This is a genomic window from Microcoleus sp. K5-D4 (assembly GCF_036704575.1).
Lineage (GTDB): Bacteria > Cyanobacteriota > Cyanobacteriia > Cyanobacteriales > Microcoleaceae > Microcoleus.
In genome coordinates this window covers 80,662-102,962 of sequence record NZ_JAUBSD010000007.1, presented here as the reverse complement: position 1 = coordinate 102,962, position 22,301 = coordinate 80,662, and the positions used below count along the sequence as shown (strand labels likewise).

General features: G+C 47.0%; 21 protein-coding genes. 9 read left to right on the top strand and 12 right to left on the bottom strand.

Annotated elements, in window-relative coordinates:
• The first annotated feature begins 10 nt into the window (after positions 1–10).
• Together QUA77_RS04330 and QUA77_RS04325 are read left to right on the top strand one after the other, a co-directional pair.
• Positions 11–1,084 (top strand): patatin-like phospholipase family protein, encoded by a 1,074-nt coding sequence (locus QUA77_RS04330; protein ID WP_333449355.1) that lies wholly within the window; start codon positions 11–13, stop codon positions 1,082–1,084.
• Between the two features lie 38 nt (positions 1,085–1,122).
• A complete protein-coding gene (locus tag QUA77_RS04325) occupies positions 1,123–1,359 on the top strand; it encodes a hypothetical protein (protein WP_333449354.1) in 237 nt (78 codons plus the stop codon).
• On the opposite strand, the gene QUA77_RS04320 is transcribed toward QUA77_RS04325, so the two are convergent.
• Together QUA77_RS04320 and QUA77_RS04315 are read right to left on the bottom strand one after the other, a co-directional pair.
• Positions 1,356–3,065 (bottom strand): pentapeptide repeat-containing protein, encoded by a 1,710-nt coding sequence (locus QUA77_RS04320; protein ID WP_333449353.1) that lies wholly within the window; start codon positions 3,063–3,065, stop codon positions 1,356–1,358. The genes QUA77_RS04325 and QUA77_RS04320 overlap by 4 nt on opposite strands.
• 287 nt (positions 3,066–3,352) lie before the next feature.
• Entirely contained in the window at positions 3,353–3,769 is a 417-nt protein-coding gene (locus QUA77_RS04315; RefSeq protein WP_333449352.1) for a hypothetical protein, read from the bottom strand.
• A 255-nt stretch (positions 3,770–4,024) separates the two neighbouring features.
• Here QUA77_RS04315 and QUA77_RS04310 point away from each other — a divergent pair, with 255 nt between their 5' ends.
• The 3 genes from QUA77_RS04310 to QUA77_RS04300 all read left to right on the top strand — a co-directional run bounded on the left by QUA77_RS04310 (position 4,025) and on the right by QUA77_RS04300 (position 7,202).
• Positions 4,025–5,794 carry a S8 family peptidase gene (locus tag QUA77_RS04310; RefSeq protein WP_333449351.1) on the top strand — a complete coding sequence of 590 codons (1,770 nt, stop codon included), beginning with the start codon at positions 4,025–4,027 and terminating at the stop codon, positions 5,792–5,794.
• Positions 5,791–6,012, top strand: coding sequence for a hypothetical protein (locus QUA77_RS04305; protein WP_333085886.1), 222 nt, complete (start codon positions 5,791–5,793; stop codon positions 6,010–6,012). The genes QUA77_RS04310 and QUA77_RS04305 overlap by 4 nt, the downstream gene beginning before the upstream one ends.
• An 848-nt stretch (positions 6,013–6,860) precedes the next feature.
• Positions 6,861–7,202, top strand: a complete 342-nt coding sequence (locus QUA77_RS04300; protein ID WP_333449350.1) for a hypothetical protein — start codon at positions 6,861–6,863, stop codon at positions 7,200–7,202.
• Positions 7,203–7,273: 71 nt separating this feature from the next.
• Here the strand turns inward: QUA77_RS04300 and QUA77_RS04295 are convergent, their stop codons facing one another.
• Both QUA77_RS04295 and QUA77_RS04290 read right to left on the bottom strand, forming a co-directional pair.
• Complete coding sequence (locus QUA77_RS04295; protein WP_333449349.1) at positions 7,274–8,062, bottom strand: SDR family oxidoreductase; 789 nt, start codon at positions 8,060–8,062, stop codon at positions 7,274–7,276.
• A gap of 189 nt (positions 8,063–8,251) precedes the next feature.
• Entirely contained in the window at positions 8,252–9,157 is a 906-nt protein-coding gene (locus QUA77_RS04290) for a nuclear transport factor 2 family protein (RefSeq protein ID WP_333449348.1), read from the bottom strand.
• 221 nt (positions 9,158–9,378) lie between these two features.
• On the opposite strand from QUA77_RS04290, the gene murG reads away from it, so the two are divergent.
• Positions 9,379–10,443, top strand: coding sequence for an undecaprenyldiphospho-muramoylpentapeptide beta-N-acetylglucosaminyltransferase (murG, locus tag QUA77_RS04285; RefSeq protein ID WP_333449347.1), 1,065 nt, complete (start codon positions 9,379–9,381; stop codon positions 10,441–10,443).
• 50 nt (positions 10,444–10,493) lie between these two features.
• Here the strand turns inward: murG and ureG are convergent, their stop codons facing one another.
• The 4 genes from ureG to QUA77_RS04265 all read right to left on the bottom strand — a co-directional run bounded on the left by ureG (position 10,494) and on the right by QUA77_RS04265 (position 13,331).
• A complete protein-coding gene (gene ureG / locus QUA77_RS04280) occupies positions 10,494–11,090 on the bottom strand; it encodes an urease accessory protein UreG (protein ID WP_333449346.1) in 597 nt (198 codons plus the stop codon).
• A 37-nt stretch (positions 11,091–11,127) separates the two neighbouring features.
• Positions 11,128–11,841: an urease accessory protein UreF gene (locus QUA77_RS04275; protein WP_333449363.1), complete on the bottom strand. Its 714-nt coding sequence runs from the start codon at positions 11,839–11,841 to the stop codon at positions 11,128–11,130.
• A gap of 130 nt (positions 11,842–11,971) precedes the next feature.
• A complete protein-coding gene (ureE, locus tag QUA77_RS04270; RefSeq protein WP_333035650.1) occupies positions 11,972–12,409 on the bottom strand; it encodes an urease accessory protein UreE in 438 nt (145 codons plus the stop codon).
• 430 nt (positions 12,410–12,839) lie between these two features.
• Positions 12,840–13,331 (bottom strand): DUF4168 domain-containing protein, encoded by a 492-nt coding sequence (locus QUA77_RS04265; protein WP_333035651.1) that lies wholly within the window; start codon positions 13,329–13,331, stop codon positions 12,840–12,842.
• Between the two features lie 870 nt (positions 13,332–14,201).
• Here QUA77_RS04265 and QUA77_RS04260 point away from each other — a divergent pair.
• Together QUA77_RS04260 and QUA77_RS04255 are read left to right on the top strand one after the other, a co-directional pair.
• A complete protein-coding gene (locus QUA77_RS04260) occupies positions 14,202–14,627 on the top strand; it encodes a DoxX family protein (RefSeq protein WP_015177615.1) in 426 nt (141 codons plus the stop codon).
• Entirely contained in the window at positions 14,624–15,139 is a 516-nt protein-coding gene (locus QUA77_RS04255; RefSeq protein ID WP_333035653.1) for a DUF4385 domain-containing protein, read from the top strand. Before QUA77_RS04260 ends, QUA77_RS04255 begins: the two co-directional genes overlap by 4 nt.
• A 101-nt stretch (positions 15,140–15,240) precedes the next feature.
• Here QUA77_RS04255 and QUA77_RS04250 read toward each other — a convergent pair whose 3' ends face one another.
• The 4 genes from QUA77_RS04250 to QUA77_RS04235 form a co-directional block, all read right to left on the bottom strand.
• On the bottom strand, positions 15,241–15,708 hold the full coding sequence (locus QUA77_RS04250; protein ID WP_006634375.1) for a regulatory protein RecX: 468 nt from the start codon (positions 15,706–15,708) through the stop codon (positions 15,241–15,243).
• A gap of 89 nt (positions 15,709–15,797) precedes the next feature.
• Complete coding sequence (locus QUA77_RS04245) at positions 15,798–16,208, bottom strand: AbrB family transcriptional regulator (protein ID WP_172184952.1); 411 nt, start codon at positions 16,206–16,208, stop codon at positions 15,798–15,800.
• A 1,507-nt stretch (positions 16,209–17,715) separates the two neighbouring features.
• On the bottom strand, positions 17,716–19,416 hold the full coding sequence (locus QUA77_RS04240) for a CHAT domain-containing protein (protein ID WP_333035658.1): 1,701 nt from the start codon (positions 19,414–19,416) through the stop codon (positions 17,716–17,718).
• A 4-nt stretch (positions 19,417–19,420) separates the two neighbouring features.
• Entirely contained in the window at positions 19,421–19,675 is a 255-nt protein-coding gene (locus QUA77_RS04235; RefSeq protein WP_333035660.1) for a hypothetical protein, read from the bottom strand.
• A 1,422-nt stretch (positions 19,676–21,097) separates the two neighbouring features.
• Between QUA77_RS04235 and QUA77_RS04230 the strand changes: the two genes are divergently transcribed.
• The coding region (locus QUA77_RS04230) for a calcium-binding protein (RefSeq protein ID WP_333449345.1) at positions 21,098–22,301 on the top strand (1,204 nt) is incomplete at its 3' end.

The window sequence follows — 22,301 nt, the reverse complement described above, 5'->3', positions numbered from 1 at the left end:
AGTACGTGTAATGGGTACTAAATTCAAGAGAAGAATTCTCTCAATTGATGGTGGTGGTATTCGGGGTATTATTCCTGCGATCGTTCTCAACTACATTGAAGAGCGCACAGGAAAACGCATAGCAACAATGTTTGATTTTATTGCAGGCACTTCAACCGGAGGAATTTTAGCACTGGGTTTAACTAGAAAGAACTCAGACTCTAGCATCAATAATGAACCCGAGTATACCGCTGCCGAACTTGTTAATTTCTATCGAAAATATGGACAAAAGATTTTTAATGAGTATGTTCCACTGGATTTGGATGATTTTGTACAACCCAAGCACAACCCAAAAGGTAGACAAGAAGTTTTAAAGGATCTTCTAGGTGAAGCTAAGCTTGAAGATGCATTACGAGAAATTTTCATCCCGAGCTATGATATCGAACTGAGAGCACCAATTTTTTTTACAAGCAATCCGGATGCAGAGGAAATCGAGAATTTTTATAGCCGGAAAGTATGTACGGGATTCAAAATGTGGGAAGCAGCAATGGCAACTTCTGCTGCACCGACATTTTTTCCACCCTACCAACTAGCAACGACACATCATCATACCGATGATGGATATTACGCTTTGGTAGACGGTGGAGTTTTTGCAAATAATCCTTCCTCACTTGCAATGATGGAGGCGATGATTTCTTACAAGAAAAAGACTGATGAAGAACTACACCGTAAGGATACCCTTGTTGTTTCTTTGGGTACTGGCTCACTAACTAAAAAATATAAGTATAGAGACGCAAAAAATTGGGGACAAATCAAATGGGTACTTCCCTTACTTAACGTTGTTTTAGATGGTCAAAGCGAATCTGTTGCGTATCAGCTAGATCAGCTAATGGTGACTAAAAAAGACAAAGAAAATACCCGAAATTACTATCGTTTTCAACTTCCATTGAGTAGCGATAATGGTCACGATCAAATTGACAACGCAAGTCCCAGTAATATTGAGTACCTTGAGGAGCGAGGTGAAAAACTAATTGAACACAGTAAGAAAGATTTGGATGAGTTGTGTAAGCTTTTGAAGGAGGACACTGAACTATATTCTAATTAACCGCACCGTTAAATCGAGCTCTGGTTGGAGGATTTTTAATGGGGGTAAGATATTGTGTGCATTCATTCCCACAAAAGGGCATCCCAAACCGCACCGCTTCCCCCATTACCGAAGAACGATCGCAATCCGAAGCCGTTTTCTCCCACCTGAGCAACTGTTCCCGAAACACCGGGTCTTGCTTGGCTTACTGTACAATGCTTGCAATTTCCGACGCAGAAGAGCAAGTGCGGGTATTAGCCACTCTGCGGCTTCAAGTGTTAACAATTAACTGTTAATAATCGATCAAAAGGGTAATTGCATACCGCACCGCTTCCCCCATCATTGAAAAACGAACGCGATCGGACGCCGTTTTCTCCCACGCGAGCAACTGTTCCCGAAAACCCGGGTCTTGCTTCGCCCGCTGCACGATCGCCTGACTGATGACTTTCTTTTGAATCTGCTCTGTCGGGATACCTTGCTGCTTCAAATAATCCAACAGCCGCTGTACGCTTTCGGAGAATTTATCCGGCGTCTGAGACATCAAAATAAACGAAATTTGGCGCACCATTCGCTGGTAGATTTCCTGTCTTCTGAGCAGTATTTCTTTGTGACTCGGCTCCGCCGGCTCCGCATTGTTACTAGGAACAGCCAAGTCGAGCAAACTCAAAATTTCAGCGCCCTTGGCTAAAACCTTTTCCAACATATCTGGATAAAGCTCCAAAATGCGATCGCCCAAAATCTTGCCGTTCACCAAACGGTTCGCGCTCAGCCTCAGTAAATTTTGTTCTCCCGCAGACTCAAAAAATTGAACATTCAATTTGAGTTCGCGGCTTTCCAACTCCACCCGACGCAGCGTAAAAACCACCGCCTCCCAATTAGGAGCTTCCTCAAAAGACACCTTGACAACAGAACTGTCCTCTTGATGCTGCCGCCCCAATTCCCCCGACTCAAAATCGCGATCGACCGGAAAGCGATTGGCCGCCACTTTCGCAGTATAATCAAACTGAGTAAAAACATAGCTGCAGTCAACTCTCGACAGATCGACATCTTGAACTTGCCAATTTTGAATGCAGCAACCCGTAAGCTGCGCCCCCTCCACATTCGTCCGAATCAAACGGCACTCAATCAAACAAGCTTCTCTTAAATCCGCCTCACCCAACATCGCATCCATCAAATAAGCGCCACTCAAATCAGCTTTCCGCAAATCAGCACTTCGCAAATTAGCTTCGCTCAAATCAGCTCGCAGCAAATACACTCCTTGCAGGTTAGCTCGCAGCAAAAGTGCCTTCTTAAAACTCGCTTTCAATAAATAAGAACCCGCCAGATTAGCTCGACTCAAATCAGCGTTATCCAGCACCGCCTCAGTCAAATCCGCCCCCGCGAGCACAGCTCGGTGTAAGTCAGCTCCCGTCAGATTTGCCGATCGCATTTGAGCGCCATTCAAGTCAGATTCAATCAAATTTACACCGATTAAAATTGCCGATCGCAAATTCGCTTCCACCAAATGCGCTTCCCGTAAATTAGCACCCGTTAAATTAGCACCAACAAGACTGGCGCGGTTGAGATTCGCCTCCATCAATTCCGCCCCCATCAACTTCGCGCCGTCGAGTTTAGCCCCGGCAAAATTAATTTGGTCAGATTTAACTCCCTGAAGATTAGCACCGCCCAAATCCGCTTCCGGGAACGCGGCCCAATTGAGTTCTGCTGCTTCCAAACAAGCAAGGCGCAAATCCGCTTTAGCAAGATTTGCCCCGCTCAAATTTGCCCCGCTCAGATTAGCCCCAGCCAGTCCCGCACTGCGGAGATCCGCGCGCCGCAAACAAGCCCCTATCAACTTGGCATTGCTCAAAAAAGACCAGCTCAAATTAGCACCGGTCAAGTTAGCACCAGTGAGGTCTATTTCTCGCAGGTTAACACCGCTTAAACTAGCGCCGCTAAGGTCAATGTGACCAAAGTTGCGCTCTCCCTGTTGATAGCGCTGTAAAAATTCTTGTGTTTGCATTCCGCTGATTGGGGGGCTGGCAATTTAGCTGTTTTAGGACGCGCTGGTCAATAACTTTAACGGTAAGGTAAGCACGGAACCTGAGCGGGCTAGGTACGGGGACACTACTCCTACTACTTACTGCAAGAACTCATGTCCTCCGGGTGATCCGTGGGTACTTCACCCCTATAGATAGCAGCTCAAAGGATTTGTTGCGTAAGTTCTATTTCTACTACTAGCTTTACAGACTTTTGTAACTTAAAGCAGCAGAGTTCACATCTTATACCCTGCCCCACCGGAGAGTGTTTTTACCTAAAGCGCAGCAATTCTTGCTGCAAGTGTTTTCCCCATTTAGTCGCTAGAGGAATTTCTGTAAAAGGAACTTGCACCGCAGGAGCATCTTTCAACAAAAATTCGAGGGCGATTGGACTTCCCGAATTCGGGGGTGACTCTAAATCAACTGCCTGAGAGCTGACTAACAACCGCAGCGACTCCACGTCTTTTAAAGAAAAAGTTTGCAAATTAACCGGCCCGCTGCGAGTAGGTTTTCCCCAAGTTAAACTGTCTTCTTGCTGACCGAGTACAGCATAAATATCGTACTTGGCTTTAGCGAATTGTTCGGCCCAGACGCGATACGCTTCCAGCTTTTGATACTCGTTCCATCCAGCCCAAGCCAGCCCTATAAAAATTGCCAGCAGTGGCAGCCACATTAAACCTCTTTCCATGCAATACCCTTGTTAAAAATACTGGCTTGTTCTGTTTCTCATCTTCTCTAATGATACAATTAATTGAAGTCCTAAAACTTGCTCTGCCATTTAAACGAGAAATTAGAGCAATTTTTGATCTAGCAACAGCCACCGCCGAAAACTACCAAACGCCCGCGTGCGAGAGCCCCACAAGTCGCAGCAAGGAAAACTGGCGCTGGCGGTGAAAATTGGGTTATTGTGGGGAACAAGCCTTCCCTAAACGGACGATCGGCCATGAAAAAGTTTTTCCTTCTGTGCTTATTTTTAATCGGGCTCGGCTGGGCGATTTCTAATTTCCCAGGACTTGCTACTCAAGGCACTTACGACTCGATTGTGCTTGATTTCCGCGAAGATTTGGGTGCTGCTGAGATTGCGAAAGAAGTAAATGCGATCGCCCAACAGTACCAAGTCGCACCCCAACTCAACAGCGAATTCTCAGCGGGCGACAATGTATATGTAGTTAAGGGCGATCGCACTTTGCTAAACGCCCTGAGAAAATCAAATTTGGCTAAAGATACCGAATACATTGAACCGAACTTTGTCTACAGCGCTTTCGAGATTCCCAACGACCCCATGTATACCAAGCAGTGGAATCTCCGCAGCATCAACGTAGAATCTGCCTGGAACGAAACCAAAGGCAGCGGCACAACAGTAGCGATAATTGACACGGGCATTACTCCCGTCGCTGACTTAAAAGAAACCAAATTTGTACCGGGCTACGACTTTGTAAACGATCGCGCCGAAGCCTACGATGACAACGGCCACGGTACTCACGTCGCCGGTACAGTCGCCCAATCAACTAACAACAATTACGGCGTTGCGGGCATCGCCTACGAAGCAGCTTTAATGCCGCTAAAAGTGTTAAGCGGCAGCGGTGGCGGCACGGTTTCCGACATTGCCGAAGCGATTAAATTTGCTGCTGACAACGGCGCCGACGTGATTAACATGAGTCTCGGCGGCGGCGGTGAAAGTCAGTTAATGGAAGAGGCGATCGACTACGCCCACTCTAAAGGCGTTGTCATCATCGCAGCCGCCGGCAACTCCGGCGACAGTTCCGCTTCCTATCCCGCCCGCTATCCCCACGTCATCGGCGTTTCCGCCCTCGGCCCCGACGACGAAAAAGCCTCTTACTCGAATTTCGGCGCAGGGGTTGATATTGCAGCCCCCGGCGGTTCTGAAATGGGCAAGATCCTGCAAAGTACGATCGACCCGGAAACAGGGGCCGAAGTCTTTGAAGGCTACCAAGGCACTAGCATGGCTTCTCCCCACGTTGCAGCCGTTGCAGCCCTTGTCAAGGCTTCAGGTATCACAGAACCAAACGAAATTCGCAGCGTACTCTTGCAGTCCTCGCGAACTGTCACTGAAGATCCGTTAAACCATTTTGGTTCAGGACACCTAGACGCAGCCGCAGCAGTTCAGCTAGCCCAGCGCGGACAAATCAACTTCCGCGATTTCTTCCGCTGGCTGCGCGATAACGGCTATCTCAACCCCCGCTTTTGGATTGACGGCGGTGCAGTCGCCCTGTTGCCTAAAATTGCAATGGTGCTCGGTTCTTACCTGCTGGCTTTCTTGATGCGGAATTATTTCCCCTTCGCCTGGACTTGGGGCTTTTCCGGTGGCTTGATTGCTGGTAGTTCTGGGTTCTTTTTCCTGCGGAACTTGTTTGTATTTGACTTGCCGCAGTGGCCGATGCGGGTGATGGGCAGTTCTATTCCCGAACTCGGCGGTGCAATTAATGGCAGCAGTATGCTGAATCCCTTTTTTGCTAGCGTTTTAATTCCTGGGATTTTGATTGCTTTGCTGTTGGGACATCAACAGTGGAAGTGGATCGCGATCGCAATTTCGATCGGTTTTGCCAGCAGTTTAGCGGTCAATGCTTTTGTGTCTCCCACAGTCTGGGGATTAGGCACAGGTTTGGTATCACAAACATTCTTGATTGTCAATGCTTTACTGTGTTTCGGACTGGCGCGTTTAGCAATTAAAACAGAGGTGCGATCGGCATGAGTATTACTGTCAAAGGTGAAATTGAACGCAAAGGATTAGGCCCGGGCACTTGGGCTTTGGTTGGCCAAGATGGGGAAACTTACGAACTTAAGGATGCTCCTTCTGACTTGAAAAAAGCTGGTTTGAAAGTCAGTGTTAAAGGTGAAGTCCGCAAGGATGTGATGACTTTTGCTATGATCGGCCCGGTGCTTGAGGTGCAGTCTTTTGAGGTGTTGTAGGTCGATCGACTAATCCAGCTTTCGAGCAAAAAAAACCCCGGCCTTAATTGGCTGGGGTTTATTAATCAGGGTGCATCTTGATTTACTTTCCAGTGGCTAGCATGATGTTCGGGAGCAATTTAATTTTTAACCGCAGATGCACGCAGATTAACGCGGATAATTCTTGATTTATTGAAATTTTGTGGTTTTGACTGCCATACGAAAAAAAAACCCGGCCAAAATTGGTCGGGAGTTAATTAATCAGGGTGCATCTACTAATTTAGTCTCCGGTTCGAGGTGCACCTATTCCGGACAGTTTGGGAAAATATTTGAGAATTAGCGATTTTGGCTGTAATACAAAAAAAACCCGGCCAAAATTGGTCGGGAGTTAATTAATCAGGGTGCATCTACTAATTTAGTCTCCGGTTCGAGGTGCACCTGTTCGGGACAGTTTGGGAAAATTTGGGGAAATTTGTGGTTTGGGGTGCGATTGCCAAAAAAAAACCCCAAACCAGAATTGGTGGGGAGTTAATTAATCAGGGTGCATCTACCAATTAAGCTTCCTGAGAATTCCAGCGCCATCCGGACAACCTCAAACTTTATTCAGCATTACCGTCGATACCGCAAAAAAAAACCCCAAACCAAAATTGGCGGGGAGTTAATTAATCAGGGTGCATCTACCAATTAAGCTTCCTGAGAATTCCAGCGCCATCCGGACAACCTCAAACTTTATTCAGCATCACCGTCGATACCGCAAAAAAAACCCCAAACCAAAATTGGTCGGGAGTTAATTAATCAGGGTGCATCTACTAATTTAGTCTCCCGTCTCACAGCACCTCTTTCAGGACACTTTGGCAGAATTTAGGATAATGTGTGGCGAGGGCGTGCGATCGCTCAAAAAAAAACCCCAAACCAAAATTGGTCGGGAGTTAATTAATCAGGGTGCATCTACTAATTTAATCTCCCGTCTCACAGCACCTCTTTCAGGGCACTTTGACAGAATTTGGGAGAATGTGTGGCTAAGGGTGCGATCGCTCAAAAAAAAACCCCAAACCAAAATTGGTTGGGAGTTAATTAATCAGGGTGCATCTACTAATTTAGTCTCCCGCCTTACAGCACCTCTTTCAGGAGACTTTGGCAGAATTTGGGAGAATGTGTGGCTAAGGGTGCGATCGCCAAAAAAAACCCGGCCAAAATTGGTCGGGAGTTAATTAATCAGGGTGCATCTACCAATTAAGCTTCCTGAGAATTCGAGCGCAATCCGGACACTTACACTAAAAACTCAAAACTCTTTTCGGTGAACCAGAGTTGCACTAGCTTGGTCTGTCGGAACTAGCAAGACTTCGCTAATATTGACGTGGGGCGATCGCGTCGCGCAAAAATACACGACATCGGCCACATCGTCTGCAGTCAGCGGTGTCAATCCTTGATAGACATTTTTTGCTTTTTCTGAATCGCCGTGAAACCGGACATTGCTAAATTCTGTTTCCACCAAACCAGGCTCTATTTCCGTAACTCGCACTGGTGTTTCCAAAAGGTCTTGTTTCAACCCTTCAGAAATAGCTCTCACTGCTGCTTTGGAAGCGCAATAAACATTGCCTTTCGGATAAGTTTGGCGGCCTGCTATTGAGCCGATATTCACTACGTGGCCGCGGCCTCGGCTTACCATTCCCGGCACGATCGCGCGAGTCATGTAAAGCAAGCCTTTAACATTGGTATCAATCATTTCTTCCCAATCTTGAAAGTTGCCTTCGTGCAGTTTGTCTAAACCACGGCTCAATCCCGCATTGTTAATCAGAATATCGATGCTTTTCCAGGCATCGGGAAGCGCAGTTATCGCCGATTCCACTTGCGGGCGATCGCGCACGTCCAATTCTAGCAAATAAATCTCGTTCGCCGACGCAATCAATTTTGTTTCTACAAGTTCGTTTGCCAGTATATCGAGCTTTTCAAGACGGCGGGCTGCTAAAATTAGTTTGGCTCCCCCTTTGGCGAATATCTTGGCACAGGCTGCTCCGATACCGCTACTCGCACCTGTAATGAAAACAATTTGGTTTTGGATAGAAATCATTTTTAATAAGAAGAAGGAAGAGGGAAGAGGGAAGAGAGAAAAAATTTTTGAGTTGGTATAAGATTAAGTCTGGTCAATTAACCATAATTATTGTAGAGGCAGGTTTATCTGGTTCTCTCATTTGTATTAGAGATTTTACTTAAACCGCCACTACAGAAATTACTCCAATAACCCATAACACCTATTTTATTACTTGACAACCCGCAATCGCACACTAACTGTTGCAATTCCACCTTGTCGCATCAAAACTGCTGAAACCCACCGATTTTCGGGCGTAGCCGGAGCTTTACCTACTTTAAAAATTCCCCCGGAATTTAGCAATTCCAGCTCGACTTCTGAGGGATTAAACAAGGTTTTTTCGGTAATGGGTTCCTCCAAAACAGTCCCTATTAAAATATCATCGCCGATCGGCTCTCGCACAATGGCATCAAAATGGTACTCTTCGCCCACCTTAACTTGATCTGGAAAATTCACTTGAATTGTGGGAGGATTTTGCCCAGAACTAAGCTGAGTTTGTTCTGCTAAAATCTCTTGACTAACTATTTTTTCACCTTCAAAGCGCTGCTGGGAACGGATGGTAGCTTTGAGAGTTAATTCTCTGCCATCCTTTTTTTGAGTGCCGGCAATTGTAGTTATGGTTTCTGCGAGAATCGCGCTACCTTCGGTTTTCCAAGATTTGATCTCGGTGCGGTAATTTAAACTCGGATATCGATCCCAGAGTTGGGTGAGGGCTTTTTCCATGCTTTGGCTGTTTAAGCCGTCAGAATGAGTGAAACTCGGGCTGTAAAATGCCATGACTGCTTTGACATCGCGCCGGTTGGCCGCTGCGTCAATTTCTGTTAGCACTTTTGTGAGTGGCGCAGGCGCATTTGCAGGGGTTTGGGCGATCGTTCGGGGAGTCGCCGCGATCGCTCCGATCGCTCTTGCCGCACGAGGATGCAGCACGCCAGCACTTACCACTGTTAAACATAACAACATTTGAGCGATCGACTGCCCGCAGTTAAAGCCAAAAACGAGCGCCCGATCGGCTTTTTGGTTCCGACGGCTGGAAAAATACTGAGATACACTTGGCACTAAATTCAAAAAATTACGCATTAGATGATAATTTGGTTATTTGTCAGGAGTCGTGGCGCGGGCAACTGTTCGCCTGCAACGAAAACTGACAACGGAAGCAGGGACACGGCACAATCTAATTTTAGATGGCTGATTCAAAATTGGCTGAAACTGCCGGAATAATAAGCATAATAATCTAAAACCTCAAATATAAAATTGATCGACCTGTGGAACTTGTACTTGTAAAAAAAGAAACAAATACCTTGACAAAAGCCCCCCTCCGGTTGTTGGTTGCAGCTAGCGGCACTGGTGGACATTTATTTCCCGCGATAGCCACCGCTGGGCAGTTGAACGACTGTCAGATCGAATGGCTAGGAGTCCCAGACCGCATGGAAACCGAGTTAGTTTCATCCCTTTACCCCCTCCACACGATCGCCGTTGAAGGCTTTCAGCAGCGATTTGGACTCGGTACACTGCGAATTTTGGGCGGACTCGCCGGCTCGGTCCTTCAGGTGCGGAAGTTGCTCAAAGCGGGAAATTTTCAGGGAGTGTTTACTACTGGCGGTTACATCGCAGCACCGGCAATTCTGGCGGCCCGTTCTTTAGGTTTGCCGGTAATTCTCCACGAATCTAATGCAATTCCGGGGAAGGTGACGCGCTGGTTTAGTCCTTTGTGCACTGCTGTGGCGATCGGATTTGAAGCAGCAGCCCAGCATTTACCCCGTGCGAAAACCGTGGTTGCTGGTACACCCGTGCGATCGCAATTCCTGACTCGCCAACCTCTAAATTTGCCAATTCCTGACAGTGTACCTGTAATTTTAGTCATGGGTGGCTCTCAAGGTGCTGTCGCAGTCAATAAGTTAGTGCGCGAGTGTGCTCCGGCTTGGTTTGAGGCGGGTGCTTGGGTGGTTCACCTCACCGGAAATAATGACCCGGATTCTGAGAGTTTGAAACACGAGCAATATTTGTCGATGCCCTTTTACGACAATGTGGCGAGTTTGTTGCAGCGAGCAAATTTAGCAATTAGTCGATCGGGCGCGAGTGCTCTGACAGAATTAGCAGTGACAGGAGTACCTTCTATTTTAATTCCTTTTCCTCACGCCGCTGACGACCACCAAAGATTTAATGCGGAAGTATTTGCTAAAGCCGGCGCCGCCGTGGTATTCCGTCAAAGCGAACTGACACCAGATGTGTTGGAAAGCAAAGTGTTGTATTTGTTAAGAGATTCCCAATATTTGGAAAAAATGTCTCAAGCAGCTTCTGAACTAGCAGTTAGAGACAGTACAGAACGTTTGGCTAATTTGGTCAAACAATTGGTGGTGAGGTGATATTTTTTAGGAGTTTTAACCGCAGATGAACGCAGATGAAGACTGATGTTTTACGCGATATGGGAGCGGATGAAATTAACTACTGATTCTAATCCTTCTTTAGTCTTCAAGTTAGTAAAAACAAAAGGTTTATCGCCTCGCATTTTTTTCGTATCCCGTTCCATCACGCCTAAATCTGCTCCTACATAAGGTGCGAGGTCTGTTTTATTAATTACTAATAAATCCGACTTAGTAATTCCCGGCCCGCCTTTGCGCGGAATTTTATCGCCCGCAGCCACATCGATTACATAAATTGTCAAATCCACCAACTCCGGGCTAAAAGTTGCCGCCAAGTTATCGCCGCCGCTTTCTACAAAGACTAAATCTAAATCAGTGAATTTGTACTCTAACTCTTCTATAGCTACTAAGTTAATGGAAGCATCTTCGCGGATGGCTGTGTGGGGACAGCCTCCCGTTTCTACGCCCAAAATTCGATCGCTCTCCAAAGCTTGACTCCGAACCAAAAACTGGGCATCTTCCTGAGTATAGATATCATTAGTAACTACAGCAATCTGGTATTGCTGCCGCAGCGCCTTGCACAAAGCATCAAGTAAAGCAGTTTTTCCCGAACCAACCGGCCCAGCAATTCCTAGACGAAAAGCACCCATAGCGATTTTAGATTTTAGATTTTAGATTTTCTGATTTTCAACTCCGAAATAGCCGAGTGTACTGAGTTTCGTGCGCCATACTAGCTAGGGCTAACCCCCAACTGCAACTAGCAATATCATCATCTTCTAATTTTAAAACTTCTTGAGCCGTACAGCTAATTTGAGACTGCAAATCTAACAGTAACTGTTGACCGGCTGTTTGACCGAGGGGAATCAGTTTCACGCCCGCACTCGCCAAATTGGCAGCCCAACTGTACAAATATCCTAACACGGCCGATTCCTCTTCAATCTGCCAGTTGGCGGCGGCAATGCCAAAGCCGATCGCAAAATTGCACGGATTGCCGCCAAATTCCACCAAATCTTTTACACTTGTTGTTAACCCAGAAGCAACGGGCGATTCCCTGCGGGATAGCTTCGCTTCACGCAAATCCAGCAGCAACCTGACCAAAGTCCGCCCCATTTGCCAACTTTGCAAGCGCAACTCTTCTGTTTCCTTAGTAGCAGTCGCCCAAGCATTCCAGTAATTCAAAGCCGTCAAATCCCCTATCTTTGCCGCCCTCAAAGCCCTTACCACCACAGCGGCTTCTACTCGAACAGCCCCGAATTGCAGCGAATTTTCTAACCAATTTCTCAAAGTAATCTCGCTGTCGATCGCACCGGTTTCTACCAGACTTTCGATTCCCTCAGAATAACTATAAGCTCCCACAGGTGCAAAAGCTAACTGCAACAAAGATAAAAGTTGATTGTTCACTATTGACTGTTGACTGTTGACTGTTGACTGTTGACTTCTTGCTTCTTTAATGGCCGAAAGCAATTTAGTCATAAGCCCTCGGACTCATCGGTGGGAGTAAATCTAAAATCTAAAATCTAAAATCTAAAACCTAATGGCTGTGCCCGTAAGCGCCAATTTCTGGCTGAAACGGCACAATTTCCTCTGTTACTTCCAAACCCATTTTTTCCAGCATTCCCTGCAATACAGAGTCGGGAGAAAGCCTTAAATAATTATCGGCAATTTCTAAAGCTACGTGACGGTTTCCTAAATGATAAGCCGCCCGCATCAGTAGCAGCGGACTTGATGCGCGGGCTGTCAGCACCGGTTCGGGTTTTGCACTTACCAGTACCAAACAGCTACCGTCTTCCGACTGCAATAAATCTCGATCGCGCAGTACCGTACCTCTGGGCAAACTCAGGTGCAGCCTTTCCCCCGTTTCTGTCTCGAATCGGTGGCGGCTGCGAGTGCGATCGTCTGCTGTCATTTGTAAAGTAAAGCTGACAATAGCATCGGGATTTGCAGGTAAATGTTTTGTGAAGGTTAGCATTTTTATATTCTATTCCTCAGAGCAATTCACTTGAACTTGAGTTTTTGAGGAATATCTTTTTTATAGCCGAAGGAATAAGGAAGACTGAACTTCCAATCTTCAGCTCATGTTTCAGAAATTAAAAACGTCTTAATCGTGTTGGCGATCGCTATATCTCATTCCGATTTACAGCAAGTTGAAAAATAGTCATCTCTCTGACCGCTCCCGTTCTGGTTTTATTACCAAATTTATGTTATTTTGTCAAGCACTTAATCGCAGACGATCGCTTTTTTTTGAAAAAATTTTGCCTACCGTCTAGGAACTCGAACAATTTAAATCTCCAATATATTGTTGGGGGGAGGTAGCGGTTAGGCATCCTGCCTGCCCTTAACAAGCTTTTATGGAGAAGTCTAAGAGAACGGGAGAGGAAGAAAGACTCAAACCATCAAGCTTATTGATTGCCCGCTTGTTGCAGTCGCAGGAGCTCGGCTTGAATTCGCTGTTTGACTGCCGGATCCGCTTGCTGGAGCAAAGTAAGCTGGTTGAAGCGACTAACTGTCAAACCATTGGTTTCGATAACTTTTTTAGCTTGTTGGCAGTAATTCACCGCGATGCCGCGAACACCTCCAGACAACCTATTTATTTCCTGAGTTTCGTTGCACACTACTCTGGGAACCGAGCCCCCAGCGATTCCTTTAATTTCGTTATAAGCTTCCACCCGTCTGGGTTCTATTGCCAACACAGCGCGAGCGTAGCTAGTAATTTCTTCGCTGCTAATTTCTTGAGCTTGGGCTGCAGCTCCGAAAACGAGGTTTGGGGATTGTGTGTACAAACCGGGCGCCCATCCGCTAGCTAAAGCTGCAGCAGAAAAGATGCCAAGCAACAGCGATTGTCGCAGCATCCGGTTTATGCCAAATTTAGAGGTGTTTAGTGAGGTGTTCATGGTCGTCGGTGATTGATTGCGTGTAGATAAAAATGACACAGCGCTTGGAGGCTCAATCTTTTTGAATAATGTGGTGGGTAAAAAGTTCCTGCCGTTGGTGACTATTTTGAATTGCAGCAGGATGGTTGGGGAGTTGCTACGACGATCGACTTTTTAGCAAATTCAATAATTTCATTCATTATAACATCTGTCGGAAGTTGACAAAATTCAAACTTTAGATAGAAATTTTAATTACAGAGCGTTCCCAAATTGCCTCTCCCAATAATTCTAAAAGCGCAAATATTAAATAATTCTAAAAGTTCTTGACAAATTACTCGCCTTAATTGGGCTACTCAAGGTACGGGCTAGCAAAGCTATCTTCCCCCTAGGGTTCCCGAAGGTTAGGGAAGCGCCTGGAAGGCTAGGTCAAATTTAGCAGCAATCGCACTCATCAATTGCGGCGATGATTTATTTAATGTTAAGCGATGGTGCATTTGTCGATGAAGAAAATCCCCCACTGGTTTGGCTGGTGACGAAGCCAAAGCCGGAACAAAAATCATGTTTCACTACCCGAAGATAGAGACAGCAACAGGGCACTAGACATTAAAATCTTGTTATCAAAATGTGCGCTATCTGTTTTTGGCAGTCAACGCCCAGGCCTTCGATTCCATTTCTCACTTCCTCCAGTTTGGGGGGGTGAAAAATTGTCTGGGAGTTACCCAGAAACCTGGTGTTTATACGAAATAAAATCGTTACAGCCATCAGCAAGAGCAGACAAAGCCGGAAAGCTGGAATTTTTGGGCCTCAGTTTTATTGTCATATCGCTCGCAGATAGCGAATTTTGGCAAGCATTATCGCAGCACTTTAACAGTTATTAATTTCCCCTTGCCCATGAAAAGTCAAAAAGAAATTTGGCGAGTTATTCTCGCAGTAGCTATCAGTATTGTAGGCGTGCTGCACTTTGCAGTACCCGCACCTTTTATCAGAATTGTGCCACCCCAGCTTCCTTACCCGGAAGCCTTGGTTTATATCAGCGGTTTTTTCGAGATTTTGGGGGGAATTGGGCTGTTAGTTCCTCCTGTGAGCAGGGCGGCGGCGTGGGGATTAATTGCCTTGTTTATTGCCGTGTTTCCAGCTAATATCAATCAAGCCGTCAACAACATTCCCATTGAAGGGATTCCCCACAACCAATTACTGTATTGGTTCAGGCTGCCTTTTCAAGCCGTCTTGATTGCTTGGGCCTGGGTTTATACCCAACCAGACGAAGGGAAACCCCGGGCTTCTATAGTTCCCGATAGAACAGAAAATGCCCGATGAAGCAGTTCGACTACTCTTTGGATTTTAAGAACATCGACTTTCGACAGCACCCGGAACTTTATCGGGTAGGGAAAGGAGAACAGGGAGTGCTGTTGGTGGAACCCTACAAAGGAGAAATTCTGCCTTTCTGGAGGTTTAAGACTCCTGAAATTGCCAGGGAGTCCAGCAGCAAAATTTACTCCTTGTTTTTAGAGTATCTCGATCGCGAAGATTTTGTGGGAGCCGATATGGCCCGCAAGTTCTTGCAGATGGGGTATACTCGATCGCGTCGCTACGCCAACCACAAAAGCGGTCGAAAATACCCGCAAAACCCTCAGAAGCTGAAGTCTGTTGCAGAGCAAACCGCAGCTCGAAAAGATATTTTGCCCCTACAAGCAGATCCGGTGAAAGCAGAATCTGCCGCCATTTTTAAAGAAAAATGGATGCTGGCTAAAATCAACGAGAAATATCTCGAGCTTTTAGCCAGACACCGGCAGATGTACGAATCTTATTTAGTCAACGCTGAGGATTGACATACATTTACAAAAACTCAGAACTTACACTTTAGCCCCGTCGGCAGCGGTGTAGTTGTGCTTGCCTATCTGGGCCGCACCTATTTGCGTGGCCCTACTATTTACTCGTCATCTTCTTCTGTTTGCCACTGTCGCCAAATTTCAAAGGCATTAAAGCCCCTGTATTGCAGGTAATTCAAGACTTTGCCCTTGGTTTTCGGATCTGCTTTACCCCAAGTATCGATCTTGTATTTCCGCATGACTTTGGCTTTTAATTCGGCCAGTTTTTCTGCTTCGGAGTCCTGATTTTCGGCAATTTCTTCTTCCCAGACTTGCTCGAACAAATCGTTGGTAATTCCTTTTTGCAGGCACTTGCGCTTGATGGCCGACTTCCCGTATTTGCCTGCTGCAGAGGCGATCGAGTTTGCCACCAAGCGAGTGTCGGACTGATAGCCGCGGTCTTGAATTTGCGCGATCGCCTCCAATATTTCCTCATTGCCAAAACCTTTCTCTTGCCCCTTTTTGCGAAGTTCAGAGGCACTGTAGTCTTTGCGGGACAAGAGAAAATAGAAATAGTCAAGACAGCTCATCAGTTAAATCGAAGGGTGGCGCGCAAATACTCGTGTAGCGAAGCCAAATCCAGTCGCCTTGCTATCGGCTGACTGCATCGAGATCGCCTCTATTCTTCTGTATCCTCCTCTTCATCATCCACATCCACATCCGGTCTGTCCACATCGATCTGAATCAAGCGAATGTGCTTGTATCCGAGCTTAATTTCAAACTCGTCTCCCGGCTTTAATCCCATTTCTTGGGTATAATTTGCCCCGATCACGATCGAACCATTCTTGTGAACGCTAGCTCGATAACTCGCTTCTCGCCCGCGTCCGTCTGCTTTAGACTTCTCTAGCTCAATGCCCTTAGCAGCTAACACTGCATCGTAAAACTCAGCCAGATTAATCCGGGTTTCTCCACTTTTGCTGACCGTGAAGTAGCCGCAAAGCTTTGCAAGTTCTCTGCGTGGCAAATCACTGCCTTTGATTTTTTGAAGCAGACCTTTTCCTGTTAAGGGTGCTGTAGCTGTTTCTGCCATTGACCGTACCTCGCTTATTGGACTTTACTTATATCAATTACAACACATTAGATTAACTTTGTTTCACTGTCAATACTAAGAATTCTGAATATTAAGATTCTGGATAAATTTCTGTGGTCTCAAGACCGGGGGTGCAAGTAAGGATGCTCGAAGGCCGATCAATTTGCACCTCGCGGCCCAAATGCTTGTGTAAGCCTCGGACAGATCGCGCGGGGAATTATTGTCGCAAATTAAATGCTTTACTTTTTTACACTAAAGTCTGTTCCCTGCATTCACCAATCCGCGATTGTGTCTGCGGTCAAGGTCAAAATAAGACAGCCCTGAATGGAAATACCTAGAACGCGGTCACTGCAAATCTGCCGAAAGCATTTACCGGCGCGGGGTTAACTTTTACCTCAACAAGACGAGGCAGCACTTGTTCTCAATGTCACTGCCAGCTACTTGTAAATTCTATTTTTCGGGCTGGAAATCCCCTCAAAACCCCAAATACCAACGAGCAATCTTCTATTAAGGTGTTGAGCATATAACTTCCACAGAACGCAGTGTGGGGAAGGCAATTAGGTAAAAATTGAAGGAAATTTCACCTCTTCTTTGAACGGGTTTAAGCTAAAACCCGAGTCAATGGGCGCGGCAGAAACATCGGGCAGCCACTAAGAGGGGAATAGTTTTGATCGGGTGAGATTGCTTCGCGACTCTTAACACTTCGCCAGGACTCTGTAGATTTCTAGGGGGAACTCGGGAAAATCCTCCTCCTCCGGCCCCAATCCAGAAAATTTGAGGTTATTTCCACAGGGGAATTGAAAAAGACCGAGTTAAATGCACAACTGCTTAAATGTTTGATGCACTACAAATTAGCGGCGGTTCCCGGCATGGAGTTTCGATGGAAATGTATTGGTTTCGACTCGTGGCCTGTAAACTGCCATACTCTCAAAATTTATGTACCAACTGGAGGGGCGCGTCAAACTCACAGCCACTTCCATAATTAATTATTGTGAAATATAGCAAGCGCGCTGACGGTGAGGACCTTCTTAATGGTTGCAACTGTGGCTTTTATTGTCTTGTGCCGAATGACGAATGCTCCTGCTGCCGAATCAGCCCGCGCAAAAACACATACAAGCCACCGACTCTTGTCGTGGTGAGATCAAAATTTTAGAGTCTTGTTCCAGTTCCCAGATTTGTCTGTCGAGTAAATTTAAAATCTCAAATCCTTCGACTCAGGGTTCAAGCCGAAGTCTAAAATCTACAATCGACTGACGAATTTCATATCAAGCAGTCCCGGACTTACTCTCTCGACGAGAAACCCGGTTTCTTCCTAGATGCTTGGTTGCGCTGCTGCTTATTTTCGGTAAAAACCGGCTTGATGAAGGTAAGTCCGAGATTCAATCGAGCAGCATACTTTTGATCACTTTTCCAGCGGGAACCTATAACGAATGGCCAGCAAAAACCCCACCCAGTTTGGAGCCAGGCTAAGAGGGTCTAAATTCAGCATTGCAGTGGGCGATCGCTTTTAGTGACGTTGTTGCAGGTAATTTTGCGACAGGGGAGTCCGTACCGCCGGCAGTAACTCTTCTGGTTTCGTGCTTCGCTGGTTCGAGTACCGCCACCCAAAAAAGCCAGCACTCAAAGCAACGGGGAACAAGCAAAGCATCAGGGCGACAGATTTTTTCAACCCCGGTTTTTTTAACGGTTTCTGAGTCGCTGCAGCGGCGCGAGTTGCTTGGATCGCCGAACACTCAGAATTAGGAATAGAGGACGGCGAAGCCGTCGGTGAGTTTGGTGAATTAGTAGCATCGGGTCGATCGTTCTGGTGAACCCAATCCCTGCGATCTTTTAATGGGTCGGGAAAATATTCCCAGACTTCGCCGTCAGAATTGTCTGACTCATGCGATCGATTGGCTGGGATTGGGGGGTATGGGGCGATCGCCGAAACCGAAGACGGAGCCTTCCATTCTGTACCCGCGAGCGCCGGTTGCGTTCCCGACGCGATTATGTGCACCATAGAACCGGATGTCGCGCTGTGGGCTGGGGCGCCGATCAAATAGCCGTCAAAGTCCGGGTGCTGGTAGAGAATAGGCAAAGCCCAGTATAGCTGGTGAGAACCGTAGGCAGAAATTAGCCCAGCTCTGGCCCGGCTCAGGCTCAGATCAACTGGATAGCCTTGATTGAGGTTGCGGTAAAACAACCGCGTCAGAGTTAGGGCTACATCGTCGGGGATGCTTTCTGCCATTGCTAGCACTGCCGGAATGCCCCGCTTCACTAGAGCTTCGGTTAAGTTCCGTTCCGGGCTGTCGTCCGCGAGATCGGAGGGGTCGCCGTAGGCGCCGCGGCAGGAGTTGAACACGGCCATCTGAATACCGTTGTTAACAAGCAATCCAGCTAAGTCGTCGCCACTCAAGGTTTCGGTTAAGCCGGTGCGGCTGCTGACTAGGTAGAGTTCGCCACCTCTGGAACCTAAGTTGCTGTGGCCTGCGTAGTGCAGGACTTGGTAGTGTCCTTGTTCTAGGGCTTGGGTAAGTTGTTCTCGATCGGGCTGTTCGAGAATCGTCAGTTGAATTTCCGGGGAATGGGGGCTGTTTTTGAGAGGATTACCCGTGCGGTTTTGGAGTTCTTGTTGCAGGTGGAGCACTTCTCGCTTGAGCTGCAAGCTGTCTCGATCGCTCGGAGAGGCGATCGCCATTAAAATTTTTAGCGGCCCGCTACTAGGCAGTATCCGGGTTTGTTTGAACAAACTTGTACCTGGTTGGTAGCGTGAAAACACGACATCGGTGCCGGTTGCCAAAGGGCGATCGCCGGCGTGCAGAACTTCCCACGGCAGCCGCGGCAAGCGCCGGCCTTTGAGTCCGAGTCGCAGTTGCAGCACTTCTCGGCGGTGCTGGGCGATGCCTTGAGCGCAAGTCCAGCTATCGCGCAAGTTTCCTTGAAACAGCCCGCTGTATAATTGTTGTCCGAGCGCTACTAAATTCGGCGCTGAGTTGTGTCCCGAACGGGAGATCCCGCGACCAGCAAAACTGCTTCCCTGTACTGCTTTTCCTTGGAGCAAGCCCACCAGCGGGTCGTTCATCAGTTGAGCAGAGAGTGCAAGCCATTCATTGATCGGCCAGCGGACTTGTTGTTCGGCTAAGGGTACACCGGGTGCAACCCTTTCTGTCCGCACTAGATATTCGTCGTCTCCAACTGGAGTGACTGAGAGTTGAAATTCCTGGCTCACGGATTTAGCGCCCTCCCGCCTTAATTCTGAATTTGCCTGCGTTTTTGCGGCTAGCAATAGCGATCGGCAAAATAATTTTTACTTTTTCAATCAAAGTTTCTGAATGCGCTTCCCCCGATCGGGCGATCGCTAGGGTCATATATATTTGTTCAAACACTTTGAGGATATAAAAGTTGTACTTTAATAACAGTTTATTAGTTTTGATTGCCCTGTGGCTCGGTGAAAGCCGAATTTTCTGCAATCTTTGTATCTTTAACATTTTGCACCTCTACCGCAGACCCCTTTAGATTCGTCGTGAACTTGAGTTTCTCATTGCTGAGTAAAGTTAAATTGGAGGCACTTTACCAGGCGGATCTCTAGTTCTTATTAAAATTACTTCGGCTCTCGCCAACCGGTTTCAGGGTAATATCGCAGGGAAAGTTGAGTATTTTATTTTTTTTGGCGATCGGTCGATCGGTCTTTACCGCTTATCCTCTACCACCAACCCCCCATGTGTAATCTTGATTTTGTGTCAATTAATTAATTGGTCAGCCCTGGGTTCTCATCCGTAAGCCCTCCGCCCTCATCCTTAAGACCTCAGTGGCGATCGGTAATTGATAGTTGACAATCCATAATTGCCAATAACTTATTGCTAATTTTCCGCTTCTATGATATAGTATAAAACTTTTAATTTAACTCTCTTAATCTAGTTAAAGTTAAGCAGCAAAAATAAACGTAAGCAGCCAAGAACTCTCAACAATACAATGGCAATCAAATTATTCCGGTACTCTTCAGCAACCATAATTTTTGGCATCTAGAGGATTAAGCCTCATCAGGCCGGTTTCTCGGAAAATTATTGGATTTGGTAGCAAAGCCTCTACAAAACAACAGGGTTGGGCAGCCTCGCCGTGGGTCGTGCCCGCTCAAAATGCCGATCGAGCTTGCAACTGTCACCAAAAACGAATTCTGCCCCTTTACTACTTTTTGGCACTTTTTGCAATCTGTCTTGAGATTGATATATTTTGGCAGAATTCTTAGTATTGATCCGAAAAAATTTTTTTCTCAGTTCGCGAGGTTTCCTAGAATCGAGAAAAAATTGTGCAACTAAAAATTAGAACAAATATTTGCCCGGGCGAATTATCTAAATTTCTAATTAATCATGGGGAACTAAAATTAGAAGCGTGCAGTCGTTTAGTCAAGAGATTCAAATCCTAAGTCAGGGAAGGATTTGTCAAAGCTGGGAGTGTTACAAAACTTCCATACACCCAGCCAAGCTCGGAAAAAATGCAAGGGAAAAATTTGGGGGGATACAGGTTTTGGGTAGTTATTTAGGAGTTGTCAGTTGCGAGTTTAAGTTCAGCTAATTCACTGTAGAAATTACGTAGATAATCTACAATCAGGGGCCCTTCGGTCCAGCTTACTGTAGAAATTACCGAGAACATCTCAAATGCTCGGCGCTTCGGCGCAGTAATTACAGTGTAGGTTGCGGATCAATTAATTTTGGTAGGCAATTGCAGAATATAAAACTCGCAACAGAGCGAAAAAAACCTTGCCGTTTAAGTGGCATCTATAATAGTAAAGATGAGGAAACCAGCTCCTCTAGCAGGCGAAAGCATGAAGTTAAAAAAACAATCTTCTGCAGCGTCCTGTTTGCTGATAAATTGATTCTAAGAAGCTTACCATTTTTTTGGAAATATCAACGATGGAACTACTTGAAGAAGAACAGGGAACACTTTTTGCCTTTCAACAAGATGAAACAGGAATTCCTGAGATGACAGAGACAGATCCCAAGTTGTTTACTACACCGATCCCCATCGGTGACGGGGTGGATTTAGGCAACAACAGCCCTCCTTCCGATGAGAAGTTAAAGGACTTAATTGACGCAGCGCTGAGCGAAAACACCGCCGACATTAACGCCTTAATTCCGGATCAGTCTAACGGTACACCCGAAACAGGTGCTGCTGATGACAGCCAAATGGCGGAATCTACCGGCGTACTAGAAGAAGGTGTGGGCGACATAGATGACGATGACTTCGACGATGGCAGCGACATCCCTCCCCGCCGCCGAACCGTCCTCGGTAGCGATGACGATGACTTAATTGTCGCCACCGACGAAAACGAGGAGATATTCGGCAATCAAGGCGAAGACACAATCAAAGGAAACCGTGGCAGAAAAAATACAATCTTCGGGGGTAAAGGTAACGACGATTGCGAGGGCGGCGAGGACGACGATGTAATAAAGGGCGACAAAGGAAACGACAAGGTTAAGGGCGACAAAGGCAACGACAAGGTTAATGGCGGTAAAGAGAACGACAGCCTTTTTGGCGGTACCGGCAATGACACCTGCGAAGGCGATGACGGCGATGACTGGGCCAACGGCAACGAAGGAGATGATGACGTTAAGGGTGGCGCCGGCAGTGATACCGTCTATGGCGGCAAAGGCAACGACGATTGTGAGGGCGACGAAGGCAACGATGTCGTCAGGGGCGATCGAGGCAACGACGATTGTGAGGGCGGCGACGGCAACGATACCGTTAACGGCGGTAAAGATAACGATACCGTGAAGGGCGGTGCAGGCAGCGACAAGTGTGAAGGCGACGACGGCGACGACAGCGTTAGCGGCGGCACCGGTAACGATACCGTGAACGGCGGTGGCGACAGCGACGTTTGCAGTGGCGACGACGGCGACGACAGCGTTAGCGGCGGCACCGGTAACGATACCGTGAGCGGCGGTGGCGACAGCGACGTTTGCAGTGGCGACGACGGCGACGACAGCGTGATGGGCGGTGCCGGCGACGATACCGTGAGCGGCGACGCAGGCAACGACCTGTGTGAAGGCGACGACGGCGACGACAGCGTGATGGGCGGTGCCGGCGACGACAGTGTGATGGGCGGTGGCGGCAACG

Bases quoted from the DNA above. Each gene is read 5' to 3' on its own strand.
- QUA77_RS04315 (WP_333449352.1), bottom strand. From the start codon at position 3,769: ATGGAAAGAGGTTTAATGTGGCTGCCACTGCTGGCAATTTTTATAGGG.
- QUA77_RS04300 (WP_333449350.1), top strand. From the start codon at position 6,861: ATGTGTGGCGAGGGCGTGCGATCGCTCAAAAAAAAACCCCAAACCAAA.
- QUA77_RS04295 (WP_333449349.1), bottom strand. From the start codon at position 8,062: ATGATTTCTATCCAAAACCAAATTGTTTTCATTACAGGTGCGAGTAGC.
- QUA77_RS04330 (WP_333449355.1), top strand. From the start codon at position 11: ATGGGTACTAAATTCAAGAGAAGAATTCTCTCAATTGATGGTGGTGGT.
- QUA77_RS04260 (WP_015177615.1), top strand. From the start codon at position 14,202: ATGAAAAGTCAAAAAGAAATTTGGCGAGTTATTCTCGCAGTAGCTATC.
- QUA77_RS04255 (WP_333035653.1), top strand. From the start codon at position 14,624: ATGAAGCAGTTCGACTACTCTTTGGATTTTAAGAACATCGACTTTCGA.
- QUA77_RS04320 (WP_333449353.1), bottom strand. From the start codon at position 3,065: ATGCAAACACAAGAATTTTTACAGCGCTATCAACAGGGAGAGCGCAAC.
- QUA77_RS04265 (WP_333035651.1), bottom strand. From the start codon at position 13,331: ATGAACACCTCACTAAACACCTCTAAATTTGGCATAAACCGGATGCTG.
- QUA77_RS04250 (WP_006634375.1), bottom strand. From the start codon at position 15,708: ATGAGCTGTCTTGACTATTTCTATTTTCTCTTGTCCCGCAAAGACTAC.
- QUA77_RS04245 (WP_172184952.1), bottom strand. From the start codon at position 16,208: ATGGCAGAAACAGCTACAGCACCCTTAACAGGAAAAGGTCTGCTTCAA.
- ureG (WP_333449346.1), bottom strand. From the start codon at position 11,090: ATGGGTGCTTTTCGTCTAGGAATTGCTGGGCCGGTTGGTTCGGGAAAA.
- ureE (WP_333035650.1), bottom strand. From the start codon at position 12,409: ATGCTAACCTTCACAAAACATTTACCTGCAAATCCCGATGCTATTGTC.
- QUA77_RS04305 (WP_333085886.1), top strand. From the start codon at position 5,791: ATGAGTATTACTGTCAAAGGTGAAATTGAACGCAAAGGATTAGGCCCG.
- QUA77_RS04325 (WP_333449354.1), top strand. From the start codon at position 1,123: ATGGGGGTAAGATATTGTGTGCATTCATTCCCACAAAAGGGCATCCCA.
- QUA77_RS04235 (WP_333035660.1), bottom strand. From the start codon at position 19,675: ATGTTAAAGATACAAAGATTGCAGAAAATTCGGCTTTCACCGAGCCAC.
- QUA77_RS04290 (WP_333449348.1), bottom strand. From the start codon at position 9,157: ATGCGTAATTTTTTGAATTTAGTGCCAAGTGTATCTCAGTATTTTTCC.
- QUA77_RS04310 (WP_333449351.1), top strand. From the start codon at position 4,025: ATGAAAAAGTTTTTCCTTCTGTGCTTATTTTTAATCGGGCTCGGCTGG.